At 51.2% G+C, this 16,608-nt stretch carries 14 protein-coding genes; 3 read left to right on the top strand and 11 right to left on the bottom strand.

Annotated features, from left to right (window positions below):
* Positions 1 to 51: 51 nt before the first annotated feature.
* The 4 genes from PKO01S_RS22110 to PKO01S_RS22095 form a co-directional block, all read right to left on the bottom strand.
* On the bottom strand, positions 52 to 2,121 hold the full coding sequence (locus PKO01S_RS22110) for a thioredoxin domain-containing protein (RefSeq protein WP_127533616.1): 2,070 nt from the start codon (positions 2,119 to 2,121) through the stop codon (positions 52 to 54).
* A 23-nt stretch (positions 2,122 to 2,144) separates the two neighbouring features.
* A complete protein-coding gene (locus tag PKO01S_RS22105) occupies positions 2,145 to 3,122 on the bottom strand; it encodes an NAD-dependent epimerase/dehydratase family protein (protein WP_127533615.1) in 978 nt (325 codons plus the stop codon).
* A 70-nt stretch (positions 3,123 to 3,192) separates the two neighbouring features.
* Positions 3,193 to 3,513, bottom strand: coding sequence for an ArsR/SmtB family transcription factor (locus PKO01S_RS22100; RefSeq protein WP_127533614.1), 321 nt, complete (start codon positions 3,511 to 3,513; stop codon positions 3,193 to 3,195).
* A gap of 149 nt (positions 3,514 to 3,662) precedes the next feature.
* Positions 3,663 to 4,547, bottom strand: coding sequence for an AraC family transcriptional regulator (locus PKO01S_RS22095; RefSeq protein ID WP_127533613.1), 885 nt, complete (start codon positions 4,545 to 4,547; stop codon positions 3,663 to 3,665).
* A gap of 266 nt (positions 4,548 to 4,813) precedes the next feature.
* On the opposite strand from PKO01S_RS22095, the gene PKO01S_RS22090 reads away from it, so the two are divergent.
* On the top strand, positions 4,814 to 8,308 hold the full coding sequence (locus PKO01S_RS22090) for a glycoside hydrolase family 2 TIM barrel-domain containing protein (protein WP_127533612.1): 3,495 nt from the start codon (positions 4,814 to 4,816) through the stop codon (positions 8,306 to 8,308).
* Positions 8,309 to 8,378: 70 nt separating this feature from the next.
* Here the strand turns inward: PKO01S_RS22090 and PKO01S_RS22085 are convergent, their stop codons facing one another.
* From PKO01S_RS22085 to PKO01S_RS22060, 7 genes are all read right to left on the bottom strand, one after another.
* Positions 8,379 to 8,687, bottom strand: coding sequence for a hypothetical protein (locus PKO01S_RS22085; protein ID WP_127533611.1), 309 nt, complete (start codon positions 8,685 to 8,687; stop codon positions 8,379 to 8,381).
* Positions 8,688 to 8,711: 24 nt separating this feature from the next.
* Positions 8,712 to 8,843: a hypothetical protein gene (locus PKO01S_RS29640; RefSeq protein WP_281278944.1), complete on the bottom strand. Its 132-nt coding sequence runs from the start codon at positions 8,841 to 8,843 to the stop codon at positions 8,712 to 8,714.
* 129 nt (positions 8,844 to 8,972) lie between these two features.
* The gene (locus PKO01S_RS22080) at positions 8,973 to 9,836 is read right to left on the bottom strand and encodes a tetratricopeptide repeat protein (RefSeq protein ID WP_246070681.1); all 864 of its coding nucleotides are present in this window, start codon (positions 9,834 to 9,836) and stop codon (positions 8,973 to 8,975) included.
* A 33-nt stretch (positions 9,837 to 9,869) separates the two neighbouring features.
* Positions 9,870 to 10,826, bottom strand: coding sequence for an ATP-binding protein (locus PKO01S_RS22075; RefSeq protein WP_127533610.1), 957 nt, complete (start codon positions 10,824 to 10,826; stop codon positions 9,870 to 9,872).
* A 274-nt stretch (positions 10,827 to 11,100) separates the two neighbouring features.
* Positions 11,101 to 11,670, bottom strand: a complete 570-nt coding sequence (locus PKO01S_RS22070; RefSeq protein ID WP_127533609.1) for a hypothetical protein — start codon at positions 11,668 to 11,670, stop codon at positions 11,101 to 11,103.
* Positions 11,667 to 12,083, bottom strand: a complete 417-nt coding sequence (locus tag PKO01S_RS22065) for a MerR family transcriptional regulator (RefSeq protein ID WP_127533608.1) — start codon at positions 12,081 to 12,083, stop codon at positions 11,667 to 11,669. Before PKO01S_RS22065 ends, PKO01S_RS22070 begins: the two co-directional genes overlap by 4 nt.
* Before the next feature lie 201 nt (positions 12,084 to 12,284).
* Positions 12,285 to 12,707 carry a VOC family protein gene (locus tag PKO01S_RS22060; protein ID WP_127533607.1) on the bottom strand — a complete coding sequence of 141 codons (423 nt, stop codon included), beginning with the start codon at positions 12,705 to 12,707 and terminating at the stop codon, positions 12,285 to 12,287.
* Between the two features lie 225 nt (positions 12,708 to 12,932).
* Here PKO01S_RS22060 and PKO01S_RS22055 point away from each other — a divergent pair, with 225 nt between their 5' ends.
* Both PKO01S_RS22055 and PKO01S_RS22050 read left to right on the top strand, forming a co-directional pair.
* Positions 12,933 to 13,985: a LacI family DNA-binding transcriptional regulator gene (locus PKO01S_RS22055; RefSeq protein WP_127533606.1), complete on the top strand. Its 1,053-nt coding sequence runs from the start codon at positions 12,933 to 12,935 to the stop codon at positions 13,983 to 13,985.
* 149 nt (positions 13,986 to 14,134) lie between these two features.
* Positions 14,135 to 16,603: a GH36-type glycosyl hydrolase domain-containing protein gene (locus PKO01S_RS22050; protein ID WP_127533605.1), complete on the top strand. Its 2,469-nt coding sequence runs from the start codon at positions 14,135 to 14,137 to the stop codon at positions 16,601 to 16,603.
* The last annotated feature ends 5 nt before the right edge of the window (positions 16,604 to 16,608 follow it).

Below are 16,608 nucleotides of genomic sequence, written 5' to 3'. Positions count from 1 at the left end.
CTTCCGCATCAGTTGGTTAGTCTGTACGGTCGGTTCTCCCGGTTTTCCAGATTACTTCAGCTCCGCTTCCAGCGCAGCCGCGTCCATAACTGGCGCATGACAAGTAAAATCCCGGCATACGTAAGCTGAAGGCTTGCCGTCGACCGGACGTTTATCAGCCAGATGAGGCCAACGCTTTCGCATCGCCTCGCCTTCTTCTCCATCCGGGACGAAAATAATCGAGCCGTGAGGCAAATAAGCCTGCTGCGCTTCCGAAATCATAAGCGCCGTCATCAGATCGGAACGGTCGCCGGTAATGACAACGTCCGGTCCGGACGATTGCGCGGAAAGCCCCGCCATCAGCATCATCGTATGCGCGCTCGGGTAGCTCGCAGCTTGCGACGACAATCCGTCCAACGTCCGGTGTGCCCACTCCCGGTAACGATGTTCGCCCGTAAGCTGGAACAGCTTAAGCAGTTGACGCGCGGCAACGCTGTTGCCGGAAGGAAGCGCCCCGTCGAACGTTTCCTTCATCCGGATGAGCAGCCTTTCGCTGTCCGCTGCGGTGAAGAAGAATCCGCCTTGCTCCTCGTCACCGTATAGACGGATCATATCGTCTGCAAGCGACTGCGCCCACTCGAGCCATTCCGGATCCAGCGTCGCTTCGTACAGCTCGTTCAAACCCCAAATCAGAAACGCATAATCGTCGAGGAAGCCTCCGATAGCCGCTTCGCCTTCGCGATAACGGGCAAGCAGCCTGCCGTTCTCGCCTGTCAATTTCTTCTGAATGAACTGCGCAGCACTTGCAGCTCGATCCGCATATTCCGGCACCCCGAACGCTTTCGCAGCTAAAGCGAACGCCGCAATCATGAGTCCGTTCCAAGCGGTCAATATTTTGTCGTCCTTATGCGGATGCACCCGGCGAGCACGAGCTTCGAACAGCTTCTCCCGGCTTTCCTCCAGCTCTGCTTCCAGCTCTTCTACCGAAACGCCGAACCGCTCGGACGCTTCGCTCAATGCAGACTCAATCCGGTTCGGGATACTGCGGCCTTCGAAGTTGCCTTCCTCCGTAATATCGTAAACGTAATTGAAGCGCTGCGCTGCTTGCTCTCCGAGCACTTCCTTCACTTCGTCCGGCGTCCAGACGTAGAACTTCCCTTCCACGCCTTCGGAATCCGCATCCTCCGCCGAGAAGAATCCTCCCTCCGGCGAAGTCATATCCCGGCTTACGTAGGTGAAAATTTGATCCGTTACTTGACTATAGATGAAGCTGCCCGTACGCTGATAGGCCTCGGTGTATGCGACGGCAAGCAGCGCGTTATCATACAGCATCTTCTCAAAGTGAGGAACGAGCCAACGGGTATCGGTCGAATAACGCGCGAAGCCGAAACCGATATGATCATACAGCCCGCCGCGCCACATCGCATCCAACGTTTCTTCCGCCATCCGCAGCGCTTCGGGTTCGTCCGCTCTTGCGCCATAGGCCATCAACAGCGACAGATTGTGCGGCGTCGGAAACTTCGGCGCACCGCCGAATCCGCCGTCATCCTCATCGAAGATCGACGCGAACGTCTCGAACGCCTGCTTCGGCAGCCCGGCATTCCACTGGCCGCTTGCAGGCTGGTTGCGGGCTTGCTCAAGCTGAGCGCGAATTTGAGCCGCTATGCCCGTTATCTCCCCGCGACCGCTGCTCCATTTGCGCGAAAGCTGCGTGAGCAGTTCCATCAAGCCGAAGCGGCCCATCGTCTGCCTTTTCGGCAAATAGGTGCCCGCGAAGAACGGCTCCTGGTCCGGCGTCATCAGAATCGTCAGCGGCCAGCCGCCAGACCCCGTCATCGCCTGACAGGCAGCCATATACAGCTGATCGATATCCGGCCGCTCCTCCCGGTCGACCTTAATGGCGACATATTCACGATTCAGAAGCTCCGCAACCTCCCGGTCTTCGAAACTCTCCCTCTCCATAACATGGCACCAATGACAGGTGCTGTACCCAATACTTAGAAAAATAGGCTTATTATCCGCTTTCGCCTTCGCGAATGCATCCGGTCCCCAAGCATACCAATCAACTGGATTATAGGCATGTTGAAGTAAGTATGGCGATTTTTCCACGGCTAGCCGATTCGGTTTATTGTTCGTTGTCATGAGGATCCACCTTCTGTATTCATTTATAACGCTGCATTTTGCAAATCATCCAAAGCATCCTCAACCGCTTCTTCTAACGAATATTTCGGCAAGAAGCCCGCGTTCCTGATCTTACCGTCATTCCATATTCGAGGTACAGTCAACGATTTGACTAACAGCGGAGTAAGCATCGGATTGCCCCACCTAGGCGTCAACTTCTCCATGATTACGCCTATCAGATACGCCAGACCGGCTGGGAGCCGCTGAACGCCCGCCTTCGACTTCAATCTCTGATCCATATACGATTTCAAACCTAGCCAACTCGTATCAAAGCCTTTCACCAAATAAACACCGTCATCACCAGCTTGAAGCGGCAGACGCCCTAGCCATTCCATGGCTCTGCCGATATCGCGTGTATCGATGAACGATACCGGCACTTCTCCGGAGCCTATAATCGGATACTTGTTCTTCAAATGCGCGGTATAGAAAGCGGAGAAGAAGGAAGCTCTGTCTCTGCGGCCAATCGTACTAGCAGGTCTCAGGATGAAAGTTTCCAGTCCGAGTCTTTTGCCCTCCTGCAGCACGACAAGCTCTCTCTCCATACATACTTGCTGGAACGTATACTTGGGCTTAACCGGATACGTTTCATCGATCGGTTCAGAGCGGTCGAAATCGTACACGAATATTGTGCTTAATTGAATGAACCGCCTTACTCCGGCTTGCGCCGCAGCTTCGATGAGCTTACGGGTCAGTTCGACTTCGACTTGCTGAAGCCGCTCCCGCTTCTCGTGCATTCTGGGATGTGCGGTGCAATTATAGACAACCTCTATCCCTTTCAGTAAGGAGACAAGAGTCTCAGGCTGAGTATATTCGGCCCTCACAACCTCTGCACCAGCTGATTCGAGAAAGGCTGTATGACTCGAAGCTCGAACGACAGCTATGACCTTATGTCCCGCTTCAAGTAATTGTTCTACAACATGGCTTCCGATAAACCCTGATGCACCAAATACAACCGTCTTCATTATTAATAACTCCTTACGAATGATTAGAAACTTCAACAGGTTTAAACTTATAAACATATAATCTAAAAGATTACGGATGTATACAGTCTTGTTCCATCCGGGCAAACAATTCTTTGATCTCCGTCATGACATGCTCGAGATTCAAATAATAGAATTTCTCTTTGCCTAACTTGTCCGCCTTCAGAATGCCGGCTTCCCGCAGGATCTTCAAATGATGAGAAACCGCTGGCCGGGAAAGTGCGATCATCTCCGTAATTTGATTCACATTCAAGCGACCGCGTTCAGCCAGCTTCATTATTATATCTTGCCGGTTAGGATCGCCAAGCGCTACAAAAATTAAGGAACAATTGCGGAATTGCTGCAATACAGCTTCGTTCGCGGAGGAATTCATCGGATCACCATAGGATTATATTTTTAAACTTATAAACATAATGATGACAGATCTAACCATCTATTGCAAGTTTGAGGAAGAAAGAAAGTCGTAACAAAAAACCCCCTCCGGCAAGCCGTATGCCGTGAGGGGATTGCATCGTTATTTCCTCATGCCTCGATCGTTTTCTTCAGCACGGGAATCCAAATTTCGCTCCGATAATTCGGAGATGAGATATCTTTGCTCTCGTTCCACAAGATTTCGGGTCCGCCTGACTGCTCATAGCTGGAGGACGGAAACCATTCGGAGTAAATGCGTCCCCATACATTCTGCAGCGTTTCCGGGAACGGACCTACCGCCTCGAACACCGCCCATGTTGAAGCAGTAACTTCAAGGCTCTCCCATTCGTCCGGGCAATCTAACGTCGTAGCGGCGCCAATGTAATGATCCAGCCCGCCCTTCTCTTCCATCCGCTCTTCCGAGAAATTCGTGGAAGCGCTAATGATTCCGTTCGGCTCGATGTTGGACAACTGCTTCAGCCTCTCGATCTTCTCGGGCGTTAAACTGCTCCACATCGCCGCGATATCCGGGTTGACTCCATTAAAGACAATAGGCACCCGCTTCATTAAGCCGGCGATCCGGAAAGCTTCCTTTTCTACGATCCGATAATTCATAACATCTCCTCCATTAATGGTAAGTTGAAAGGATACTCTGGGATAAGCTTTGAGTAAGTGGCCGCTCGTTCTCGCTTCCGTCGGCGTAATGCCATGCAAGCTTTGGAACGCCCTCGTGAAAGCATCGGGGGATGAATAACCATATTTCATGGCCACGTCAATGACCCGGTCCGTGCCGTTCCGCAGCTCGAATGCCGCTAGCGTCAATCTTCGTCTACGCACATATTCGGAGAGCGGCATACCTGCAAGAAACGAGAACATTCTCTTAAAATGATACTCCGAACAGAACGCCTGCTTCGCCGCTTCCTTGTAGCTGATTTCCTGGTCCAAATGCTGTTCGATATAATGAATCGCCTTGTTCAAGTTCTCGATCAAGTTCAACGCTTTTTCCCTCCTGTACTCCTACATTATCAGAATCCGAAGACCAGTATCCGACATTTCGTGCACGATTGTGCAGCCTGCTTGCCGTGAACGCTCCCTATACGGCTATATCTAAATAATAAAATATAAAAACAGCCCAAATATATCGACAAGCTCGAACAGGTGTGCAATTATATGAACGTATAGCTTGAGATGTACGTACAAGTTATAGGCACGGCTATCCCGAAACAAGACAGCGAGCTGCAGATAAAGGAGTGTATGTACCGATGAGCATCAAGAGGAAACTGAGCAATGGCTGGCAATTTACGAAGCAGCCTCTAGGCACGACTCTTGCAGACGTAACGGCCGGCAATTGGGAATGGGAACACGTCACTCTTCCGCATGATTGGCTTATTTATGACTCCAACAACTTGTACGAGGACGGCGAAGGCTGGTACCGTACGTCGTTAGACCTCGGCGACCTAACACCGGACACATATATGTCGCTCCGTTTTGAAGGCGTATACATGAACTCGACGTATTATGTGAACGGCCACAACGCAGGAACGTGGAAATACGGCTACTCGACTTTCGAGATCGATATTACGCCTTTTATTCGCCCTGGAAGCAACGAAGTCTATGTGCAAGTCATTCATGAATCTCCGAACTCACGCTGGTATTCAGGCGCGGGCATTTATCGACCCGTATGGTTGAAAACTTCCCCTGCCAGCCGGTTGGCTGCAGACGGCATCTACATCTCCGCGAATAAATCGGAGAACGGCGACAAATGGAATGTCCAGATCGATACGGAAGTCATCTTCGCAAGCGACGAAAAGAATGACAACGTTTACATTCTCCGCTACGGCATCATCGATGCTGCAAACGTACAGGTTTCCCAACATGAAGTGAGCGTTCAACTAGAACCTGGCCGAACAGTGAACGCGACAAGCTCCCTGTATATATCCTCCCCTTCGGTGTGGGATATCAATAACCCCACTTGTTATCAGCTTACAGTTGAGCTAATCGTGAATGGCTCGGTTGTCGAGCGCGAGCGTCAGACATTCGGCTTCCGCACCTTCGAATACGACAGCGGACGCGGGTTTATTCTGAACGGCCGGCCTATCAAGCTGAACGGCGTATGCCAGCACCACGACTTGGGCAGTCTTGGCGCTGCGGTGAATAAGACCGCATTAAGAAGACAAATTACACTGCTACAGGAGATGGGCGTAAACGCGATTCGAACGGCTCACAACATGCCTGCGGTCGAGTTAATGGAACTGGCAGACGAGATGGGCGTGCTAATCGTATCCGAGGCCTTCGATATGTGGGAACGGCCGAAGACGCCTTTCGATTACGCCCGCTTCTACCCGGAATGGTGGCAGCAGGATATCGCAAGCTGGGTGCGCAGAGACCGGAACCATCCGAGCCTGCTCATGTGGAGCATCGGCAACGAAATCTATGACACGCATGCGGATGAGCGCGGTCAACAGCTCACACGGGAACTGATGGAGGAAGTGCAGCTTCATGATCCGAGGACGAACGCAGTTGTTACGATCGGTTCGAACTTTATGCCATGGGAGAACGCGCAGAAGTGTGCCGATATCGTGAAGTTCGCGGGCTACAACTACGGGGAAAAATATTACGAGGCTCATCACGTGCAACATCCAGACTGGATCATATATGGCAGTGAGACATGCTCGACGGTTCAGAGCCGCGGCATCTACCACTTCCCTGCCGCCCAATCGGTACTGGCGGATGACGATGAGCAATGCTCTTCCCTCGGCAACAGCTCGACAAGCTGGGGTGCCAGAAGCACGGAGCAGTGCATTATTTCCGACAGGGACGCTGCATTTTCACTCGGCCAGTTTCTGTGGACCGGCTTCGACTATATTGGTGAACCGACGCCGTACCATACGAAAAACTCTTATTTCGGACAGATCGACACAGCCGGCTTCAAAAAAGACTCGTTCTACATTTATCAAGCGGAATGGACCGATTATAAGGTTCATCCGATGGTTCATATATTCCCGTACTGGGATTTCTCTGAAGGCCAATTGATCGACGTGCGCGTCTGCTCGAATGCGCCGAAGATTGAGCTGTTCTTTAACGGCGTGTCGCAAGGCACCTTCCTGATCGACCATGTACGTGGCCAGAAGCTTGTCGGCGATTGGCAAATTCCATATGCGCCGGGCGAGCTTCGCGCCGTAGCGTACGATGAGAATGACAAGCTTATCGCGACGGACGTACAACGTTCGTTCGGCGACGCAGCTTCGATTCGACTCCAACCAGACAAAACGACGCTTGCCGCCGACGGTTCGGACCTCATCTTCGTTGAGATTACAGCTCTAGATGAGCACGGCAACTCGGTAGAGAATGCGAATAACCGGATTCACCTGTCGATCGAAGGGCCAGGGCGACTGATCGGACTCGATAACGGCGACAGCACCGATTACGATTCGTACAAAGGCGCCAACCGCCGTCTGTTCAGCGGGAAGCTGCTGGCGGTTATCGCAGGGACTCTGGACAGCGGTACGATTACGGTTCGAGCTTTCTCACGGGGACTGGAAACCGGCGAAATTACACTGAATGCGGTGTCTCCGGAATCAACAGCAGATCCTAATGAACCTTTCGCGCTATTTGCGTACGCTTCGCTGCACGAACCGCTGTTCAGCAACGAGCGGCAGGTGCAGGACGAGGACGAAATACCGGTGCGGAAGCTGGAAATCGTATGTCCGCAAGGCAATAAGCTGTCGAACGACAACCGGTCTCTCCCGTTCCAAGTTGTGCTTCGACCAAGCAACGCGACTTATCCGAACGTTCAATGGCGGATTACGAATTCGGCTGGCATCGATACGAACATTGCCACCCTTCAGCAGGACGGGCATACGGCACTCATTTCGGCCCTCGGAGACGGAGAATTCTATATCCGCTGCGGAACGAACAACGGTTCAGAAGGCGTTCGCCTTTACTCCCTGATGGAATGCCGGATTGAAGGAATCGGCCATGCGTTCTTCAATCCGTACGAGTTCATTTCGGCCGGCTACTGCAGCGGTACGAGCCGTAATCTGACGAACGGCAACGAGCGCGGTGTTGCGACATCCCGCGACGAAGAAAGCTGGATTTGTTTCGAACGGATCAATTTCGGCAGCTATGGAGCGGATGAAATTACGCTCCCTATCTTCTCTCTCGACGGTGCGGAATTCCCGATCGAAATATGGGAAGGTATCCCCGGACATAATAACGCTTCACTAATTACAACCGTCAAGTACCAGAAACCGTCGAGATGGAATGTGTACCAAGAGGAGACGTACGTGCTGCCTCGCCGCTTGAAGGGCGTAACGTCGCTGACCTTCGTCCTCCGCCGCAAAATCCATCTGAAAGGTTTGCAGTTCAAACCGAAAGCGAAGGCATTCGAACGTCTCTCGGCGCTGGACAACGATCTGATTTACGGTGATACATTTAATCTTACAGGCGAATCGATAGAGAATATCGGCAACAACGTCTCTCTCGTGTTTCAAGATATGGATTTCAGCAGTGCCGGGGTTGGGAAGCTTATCGTGCGCGGACAATCGCCAATCGATAATAACACGATTCATATTCAATTCAGCGGACCGCAAGGCGAATCGAAGCAGCTCATTGAATTTGGTTATTCCGATAGTTACGTCGAACGAGAGTTTATCATCGAACCGGTAACAGGCCATCAAACCGTCACGTTCGTGTTCCTTCCTGGAAGCCGATTCCACTTCCATTCGTTTCAATTTCTTCATCAATCAATGAGTTAATCGTTACTTGCCCGCTTATACAAACAGCCGCCCTGCTGTCATGTTCATGACATCGGGGCGGCTGTTGTATTTAAGAGAATACATATACACTCAGTATGATGAGCGGGATGATCCAGACGAGCGGAATGGCGTTCCATATCAGCATCCGCTTGTATCGGCCGCGGGCGAAAACGACCCACCCCGCGACGATCGAGACGATGACGCCGACCGGATAGAGCAGAATAAAAATAAAGACTAACCAAGTCGTGATATCGTTGACGGCTTGCGGGTCATCGAACATCATCACCGACATACCGGCGATAAACAGCCAAACTAGCAATAATACTACATAGATGACTTGCGAAATAATAATCGTCCATAATGCAGCAATCCGGCTCATTTCCTCTACCTCAATTCAAAGTATTCAATCATCGGTCAGAATAACAGGAACGAGCAAACCGTTGAATTCGCTAAGCTGCTGCTGCGTTATTCGCGGTCCTCCGCCAGCACTGCTGTCTCCTGCGGTAAGCAGCGTTCCGTCTTTTGTTAACCCCACTGTTGTATAAAAGGCACATCGATCGCGACAATATCGGTCCATCCTGTCACGTCGCACTATCCGTATTCGTTCGATCCCGTTGCGAAGACGGTTCCGTCCCGCAGAGTAGCGGGCTTACTCTGCGCTTGGTCATGAGCGCCTCCAGCCGAATACGCGTACATGTACAATGCCTCTCGTAATCCAATGCGTAAAGATATACAGAACAATGAATACGACGATAAGCGGCTTGAATAATGCCCAGGCGATGATCCAAGACAGGAAAATTTGCCATGGCTTCATCCGGCGCAACAGTTTAACAGGCCATAGCACAATACGATATAAGAGCTGCCCTTGCTGCAGCGACTCTAAATATTCGTCCCGGTACTGCTTTTCATTCGGCTTCAACCGCACTGCTGTCCGCATATACGTCTCTTGCAGCTTATAATCGCCTCTAACGCTTGCAGCCCATGCCAAGTAAAGCAACGCCTGCGGCACTTCCGCATCATATTGAACAGCCCGACGGTCTAAACGGTTGCTCTCTGCCCGGTTGCCCTGCAGCGCCTCCAAATAGCTCATCATGGCAAGAAAAGTCGGTGATTCCGGTTGAAGCTCCAGTGCATGCTCCAACTGTTCCTTCGCTTCTTTTATCTTTCCTTTTCTGCTCAGCATGTTGGCCTGCAAAAAATAATAATGCTCCTCGTAAGGATCGATCCGCAGCGCCTGCGGCAGCGCTTCTTCGAACGCCTTCTCATTCTTGGTCTCATAGTAGACGCCGACTCGAACGTACCAAGCCAGCCGGTTATCGGGCTCCCGCTTCATCGACTCGACGACCCAGTGCAGTGCCTTCTCGTACTCATCCATCAGAAAGTAAATTTGCGCAATGAGCGCGAATACGTCCGGATCTTCCGGCTCCTCCCGCATCAACTGCTCCGCTTCCTTCAACGCTTCCTTGTATCGATGCCACGATATGAGTTGGTACACATTTTGATACGAGTTGCGATAGGAATTATTCACGTCCAATCTGCTCCTCCTTGCCCTGCCGTTACGCTATTTCACACCATGTTTCTTGATGAAATCGAGAACGATCTGATAATCTTGATTGACGTCGCTGAAGGTCGCATAGTTGCGGGCGGTCGAGAACCAATCCACGGTCGTCGCCTTGCGGGATTTCGCCGCTTTCTTCAAATCGTCCTGCGAGATCGGCTGAATCTCGCCCGTTTCGAACGTACGTTCCAGCGCTGCCTCGACCGCATCCTGCACGACCTGCTCTAAGTCGGCGCCGGAGAATAGCTTCGTGTCCGCAGCAATTTTGCTCAAGTTGATCTCATTCACCGGCTTGCCTGCGAGCTTCAAGTTCAGAATCATCTCACGCTCTGACTGCTCCGGCGGCGGAACAAACACCAAGTGGTTGAACCGTCCCGGCCGTCTCAGAGCGGAGTCCAGATACCATGGCGTATTCGTCGCTCCGATCACGAACACGTTGTCGTTGTTCGACTGCAGCCCATCCAGCTCCAGCAGCAGCTGATTGACAAGCATCCGGTCATGATGCTGGCGCATCTGATGCCGACTTCCCCCCATTGCGTCCAACTCATCGATAAAGATGACGCACGGTTTGCTTTGGCGCGCCTTTTCGAATATATCGTGAAGGTTATGCTCGCTCTGCCCCGACCACATGGACAGAATCGATTGAAGCTCGATATGAAGGAAATGGGCATCGATCTCACCGGCTACCGCACGGGCTAGAAACGTTTTGCCGCAACCCGGAGGCCCGTACAGCAGCAAGCTTCCCCCTGCTTCTTTGCCGAACGCTGCAAACAGCTCAGGCTGTTTCAACGGAAGAATGAAGTTCATTCGGATTTTTTTCTTCACGTCTTCCAGGCCGCCGACATCCGCGAACGTTTCCTTCGGCTTATCCGACTCCACGAGCGATTGATCATCTTTATTGAAATGAATGAGCTTCAAATTTTTCCGCCGTTTCTCCGATAGTTCGTCAAAGTCAGACATATTCCCCACTCCTAATCGGCTTATTATCGCTTATACTACTCTTTTCTATTATGCGTCAAATCTGGTATAGTCGGCTACTAGTAACAGCAAAATTCACATTACTTTTCCTACGATAAACAGGGCTGATCGGGAGCAAAATTCGTCGCTATCGGTCCTCAGCCAACTTTCGCCGGAGTCTGCGTTATGTTTTTTTTCATCCATTTTCGAAGCATAATGCTCACTAAAAAAGACGCCTAAGGGCGTCTTTCGTTATCTACAATAGAATAATCTCCATTCAAATCTGCCGGCCTGGGCCGTCGCAATCAATCCGGTAGCGTTCCACCAGAAAATCGTACTCGTTCACCCTGGGTTCCACCCGCCGAGGCGGTATCGAAACAAATTCGTCATGTTGAGAAGGTGTGCTTCGTGCATCATCCTTAATCGACAGTTGCTTCAACCGTTCGACAACCTGTTCATTCACAACCGGTTCTTCTAGCTCATCCGCATCTGCCAATCGAATGGGAACGAAAGCTGCTGCTTGTTGATCGCCGATAGTCAGCTGCACTGTGATGAGAGACTCGTCATAGGGTACCTTACTCTCGGTATAGATCTCGATCAGAACGTCTTGATGTTCCGTGAGATCGATCTTAATCTGCCGCTCATTATCCTCGATATAACCATTCAAATTAACGGCACGATGAAGGCCTTCCGGAAGCTGAATATTGAGAGTAGCCGTTGTCCCGAATTCCGATTGAGTGTGTTCTGCGATACCGCTAAAGCCTTGCCACCTTATCCACAAATGATTTAATCCTTCTTCGTTCTCCATAATCGGCTTTGCTAATAGCAGTTCTAGCGTCAAATTCATGACTGTTCCCCCCGTAGCAACCGAGTTACCGACTCCAGCATACGCTGCTTAAGTTCAGCCGAAATGTTGGGACTGACCGTAATAATGACATCATCGTTCACTTTCAAGGTTTCATGCTTAAGCACGGTTGATGGTTGGTGAAGCGATAGCTGCTGCCCGATTTTATCAATCTCAACGTCTGAAAGCGACTCCAGCTTATTATGAATCGTTGCCAACGTATCCCCCGTCCTTGCCAGCGTTGCAATCGCACGCAAATAAGCGACATGCCGGTCTGTGTAGACACGTTTATTGCCAGACAGTTCCAATGGAGGAATAATGCCAAGCTGTGTATAGTACCGGACGGTTCGCAAATTCATCTTAGGCTCTTCCTGCATGACCATGTCCGCAACCTGTTGAGCCGTGTAATGATTCATCCACGTACCTCCTCTACAGTTTAATGTAACAATTACAGCATGGTATATTAGTTACAGTTTACTGTAACTGCACTCAAATGTCAACTTCTGTATGGGTACATCGAAGATATGAACACGAATACGTCGGCCGCAACGGCAAGAGGCCGCCCACGGCGCTTGTGCGCAGATGGACGGCCTCTATTCAAAATGATGGCGGTCTAATTAGAATCCGCCGTTTCCAAGGTTCACTTGCCAGAGGATGCCGAACTTGTCGGTCACCTGACCGTACTGTTTGCTCCAGAACGTTTCTTGCAGCTCCATGGTGACCGAACCGCCGTCAGACAGACGGTTGAATACGGAGCGGACCTTATCCTCATCTTCTGTAACATAGGAGAGCGTAATATTGCTGCCCACAGTGAACGGCATGCCTGGGAATACGTCAGAGAACATCATCGTGCTGCCTTCGATCTCAATACGAGCATGCATGACAAGGTTCTTCGCTTCTTCTGGAAGCGGATATTCCGGATTAGGCGGCGCCTCGCTGAAAGTCATGATGTTCGGCTGGCCTGTCTCGAACACTTGTGCATAAAACTCAACTGCTTCGCGGCAATTCCCGTTTAAATTCAAATATACATTGATAGACATTTCATTCACTCCTCTAATTAGTGTGTCGCAACTTCGCTGCTGCCAGTAGTACCATTAGCTGGTCAACCTTCTTTATTATAGCTTGGAAATAATGCGTTTCAAAGCGGATTGAATCATGCTGAAATATGAAATTTTCACCCCTTTCCGTATAGAAAAAAATAGCATTGAACACCAACCTAATCTGGTATACAATGGGACTAACGCGCGTTCAGAAGGGAGTATTCCATGCGAAGCGAAGACATTGCCAAGCTGGCAGGTGTATCTCGCAGTACCGTTTCCCGAGTCTTGAACAACTACCCCGACATCCCTCAACGGACCCGTGAGAAAGTACTTCGAATCATTGAACAATACCATTACGAACCGAATACCTCGGCCCGCGCACTTGCCGGCAAAGGTACGGACACGATTGGGTTGTTCATCGTCAGCATGGCCGAGCGGCATACCGGTAACCGCATCTATCAGAATCATTACTTCGCGCCAATCGTCGATACCGTTATCGACACGGCGAACGCAGCCGGTTTCTATGTGCTCGTACATACCGTGTACACGCAAGACGATTATTTGAAGGTGAAGCAAGCGTTCCAGCAGCGCCGCATCGACGGCGGTATTATCGTCGGTACCCAGAAAGATTCCGAACGAATCGCCGAAATATGCCGGTTAGACAAACCATTTGTCATGATCGACTTTGACCTCGAAGCATTAGCTGAGCATTCTCTTAACCGTGACACGCTGTCCGTCATCAACTCCGACGACTATGAAGGCGCATGCGAAGCGATGCGCTACTTAATCGGTCTCGGACACCGCCGGATCGCCCATATTCGCGGTAGAATGAACACGTTGTCCGGCCGCCAACGCTTCCAAGCTTATGAGACCATGATGAACGAATACGGACTTCCTTATGAGGACAGCGACATTTTGGACGGAAATTTTTTGAAAAATGCCGCTTACGAAGAAGTTGCCCGTCTGCTGAACCAAGCCCGAGACCAAATCCCTTCCGCCCTATTCGCTGCGAACGACGACATGGCGCTTGCCGCTATCCAATCGATTCGCGACAATGGCTTACGGGTTCCTGACGACATCTCTGTTATCGGCTTCGACGACATCCCGATCTCATCCCAATTCATTCCGAGCCTTAGCACCGTTCGATTGCCAATTTACGAAATGTCCAAGGAAGCGGTCAATCAAATCGTCAACATGTGCACACAAGGCACCACGTCATTCAACTCATCGACCTTTCCCACTGAACTAATCATCCGAGAATCCTGCAAGCGCCTGTGAACCTGTCCCACGGTTCACTCTTTATTTGTCGCTAGCTAACGCGCGTTAGTTGTAGTAGTAAATCCGATATCGGCCTATAAACTCGTCCGATGTCCGTCATCTGTCGTTTACCATTCCTATTTTCCGAAAACGAGAGGAGCCCTTCCAAGATGAAATTCGGTTATTTCGATGATGCTAACAAAGAGTATGTCATTACAACTCCACAGACGCCTTATCCATGGATCAACTACTTAGGCAATGAAACGTTCTTCGGTCTGATCTCCAATACTGCCGGCGGCTACTGCTTCTACCGCGATGCACGTCTACGCAGGCTTACGCGTTACCGTTACAACAACATTCCTATCGATAATGGCGGACGTTACTATTACATCCATGACGAGGGCGATACGTGGACGCCAGGTTGGATGCCGATCAAGAAGAAACTGGATCGTTACGAATGCCGCCATGGACTCGGTTATACGTCCATTACAGGCGAACGCAATGGATTGAGCGTAACGCAGCTGGCTTTCGTTCCGCTTGGCTATACAGGCGAAGTCCATCAGCTTACCATCTCTAACAAATCGAATGCACCGAAGTCGGTGAAGATGTTCTCGTTCGTTGAATTTTGCTTATGGAATGCGAATGACGATATGACCAACTTCCAACGCAACCTGAGTACGGGCGAAGTTGAGATCGAGAACTCGGTTATTTATCATAAAACCGAATACCGTGAACGCCGCGACCATTTCTCCTTCTTCTCCGTCAATGCTCCAATCGACGGATTCGATACGGACCGTGAATCGTTCCTCGGCTCTTATAACGGACTCGACAATCCGCATGTCGTCACGCAAGGCCATGCAGAGAACTCGCATGCAAGCGGCTGGTCGCCAATCGGTTCGCATCAATTGAACATCAATCTTGCTCCAGGCGAAGAAGTATCCTACAACTTCGTGCTCGGTTATGTTGAGAACCCGGAAGATCAGAAGTGGTCAGCACCAGGCATCATTAACAAGACGCGCGCTTACGATATGATCAACCAATTCGCAACCAAAGCGGACGTCGACCAAGCGATGGCCGACCTCGCCGCATACTGGGACCGTTTGCTCAGCAAATATTCGGTTGCGAGCGGTGATGAGAAGCTCGACCGTATGGTCAACATTTGGAACCCGTATCAGTGTATGGTTACGTTCAACATGTCCCGTTCCGCCTCTTACTTCGAATCCGGAATTGGCCGCGGCATGGGCTTCCGCGACTCGAACCAAGATTTGCTCGGCTTCGTGCATCAAATTCCGGGTCGTGCTCGCGAACGGATCATCGACATCGCCTCCACCCAATTCGAGGACGGTTCCGCGTATCACCAATATCAGCCGCTTACGAAGAAAGGCAATAACGAAGTCGGCAGCGGCTTCAACGACGATCCGCTCTGGCTCATTCTCGGTACGGCTGCCTATATCAAGGAAACGGGTGACATGTCCATTCTCGACGAGCAGGTGCCGTTCGATTGCAATCCGGACAATACGGCGACGCTGTTCGAGCATTTGAAACGTTCGTTCTATCACGTCATTCATAACCTCGGCCCTCACGGTCTGCCGCTCATCGGCCGGGCAGACTGGAACGATTGCTTGAACTTGAACTGCTTCTCCAAGGAGCCGGGCGAATCGTTCCAGACGACGCAGAACATCGAAGGCCGCGTAGCAGAATCGATATTCATCGCAGGCTTGTTCGTGTACGTCGGACCGGATTACGTCGCGTTGTGCCAACGTCTCGGTCTCGAAGACGAAGCGATAGAAGCGCAAGCTCAAATCGATCGGATGCGCGCAACGACGCTGGATCATGGCTTTGACGGTGAATGGTTCCTTCGTGCTTATGACCACTTCGGCAATAAAGTCGGCAGCAGCGAGAATGCGGAAGGCAGCATCTTCATTGAGCCGCAAGGGTTCTGCGTAATGGCAGGCATCGGCGTCGAGGAAGGCCTCGCAGTCAAAGCGCTGGACTCCGTTCAGAAGCATCTGGAAACGGATTACGGCATTGTGCTGCAGCAGCCTCCGTACTCGGAATATTACTTGAACCTGGGAGAGATCTCGTCCTATCCTCCGGGGTACAAAGAGAACGCCGGCATCTTCTGCCACAACAATCCGTGGATTATGATGGCGGAGACGGTCATCGGCCGCGGCGACCGCGCATTCGAGCTTTATAAGAAAATTGCGCCGGCCTACTTGGAGGACATTAGCGAGATCCATCGGATGGAGCCGTATGTCTACGCTCAGATGATTGCCGGCAAAGATGCCGTCCGCCATGGCGAAGCGAAAAACTCGTGGCTGACAGGCACAGCCGCATGGAACTATGTCGCCATCACGCAATCCATTCTCGGCGTCCAAGCGGACTTCGACGGTCTGCGTGTAGATCCTTGTATCCCGCAAAGCTGGAGCCGTCTCGAGATTACGCGCGTCTTCCGCGGCGACACGTACCGTATCATCATCACGAATGACGACCACGTCAGCAAAGGCGTAAAGAGCATTAAACTCAACGGCCAGCTGCTTGATCAACCTGTCGTACCGGTCGTCGGTGACGGCGGCGAGCATCTGATCGAAGTCGCGCTCGGCCAATCAGTTCCTACTGGCGCGGTAAGCAGCCATTAATCATT

The sequence above is a fragment of the Paenibacillus kobensis NBRC 15729 genome, assembly GCF_004000825.1.
GTDB classification, from domain to species: domain Bacteria; phylum Bacillota; class Bacilli; order Paenibacillales; family Paenibacillaceae; genus Paenibacillus_T; species Paenibacillus_T kobensis.
Note: the sequence above shows the minus strand (reverse complement) of the source record. Positions and strands in the feature narration are given on the sequence as shown.

Excerpts from the sequence above, each read along its gene's own strand:
- PKO01S_RS22110 (WP_127533616.1), bottom strand. The coding sequence starts at position 2,121 with ATGACAACGAACAATAAACCGAATCGGCTAGCCGTGGAAAAATCGCCA.
- PKO01S_RS22105 (WP_127533615.1), bottom strand. The coding sequence starts at position 3,122 with ATGAAGACGGTTGTATTTGGTGCATCAGGGTTTATCGGAAGCCATGTT.
- PKO01S_RS22100 (WP_127533614.1), bottom strand. The coding sequence starts at position 3,513 with ATGAATTCCTCCGCGAACGAAGCTGTATTGCAGCAATTCCGCAATTGT.
- PKO01S_RS22090 (WP_127533612.1), top strand. The coding sequence starts at position 4,814 with ATGAGCATCAAGAGGAAACTGAGCAATGGCTGGCAATTTACGAAGCAG.
- PKO01S_RS22085 (WP_127533611.1), bottom strand. The coding sequence starts at position 8,687 with ATGAGCCGGATTGCTGCATTATGGACGATTATTATTTCGCAAGTCATC.
- PKO01S_RS22075 (WP_127533610.1), bottom strand. The coding sequence starts at position 10,826 with ATGTCTGACTTTGACGAACTATCGGAGAAACGGCGGAAAAATTTGAAG.
- PKO01S_RS22070 (WP_127533609.1), bottom strand. The coding sequence starts at position 11,670 with ATGAATTTGACGCTAGAACTGCTATTAGCAAAGCCGATTATGGAGAAC.
- PKO01S_RS22065 (WP_127533608.1), bottom strand. The coding sequence starts at position 12,083 with ATGAATCATTACACGGCTCAACAGGTTGCGGACATGGTCATGCAGGAA.
- PKO01S_RS22060 (WP_127533607.1), bottom strand. The coding sequence starts at position 12,707 with ATGTCTATCAATGTATATTTGAATTTAAACGGGAATTGCCGCGAAGCA.
- PKO01S_RS22055 (WP_127533606.1), top strand. The coding sequence starts at position 12,933 with ATGCGAAGCGAAGACATTGCCAAGCTGGCAGGTGTATCTCGCAGTACC.
- PKO01S_RS22050 (WP_127533605.1), top strand. The coding sequence starts at position 14,135 with ATGAAATTCGGTTATTTCGATGATGCTAACAAAGAGTATGTCATTACA.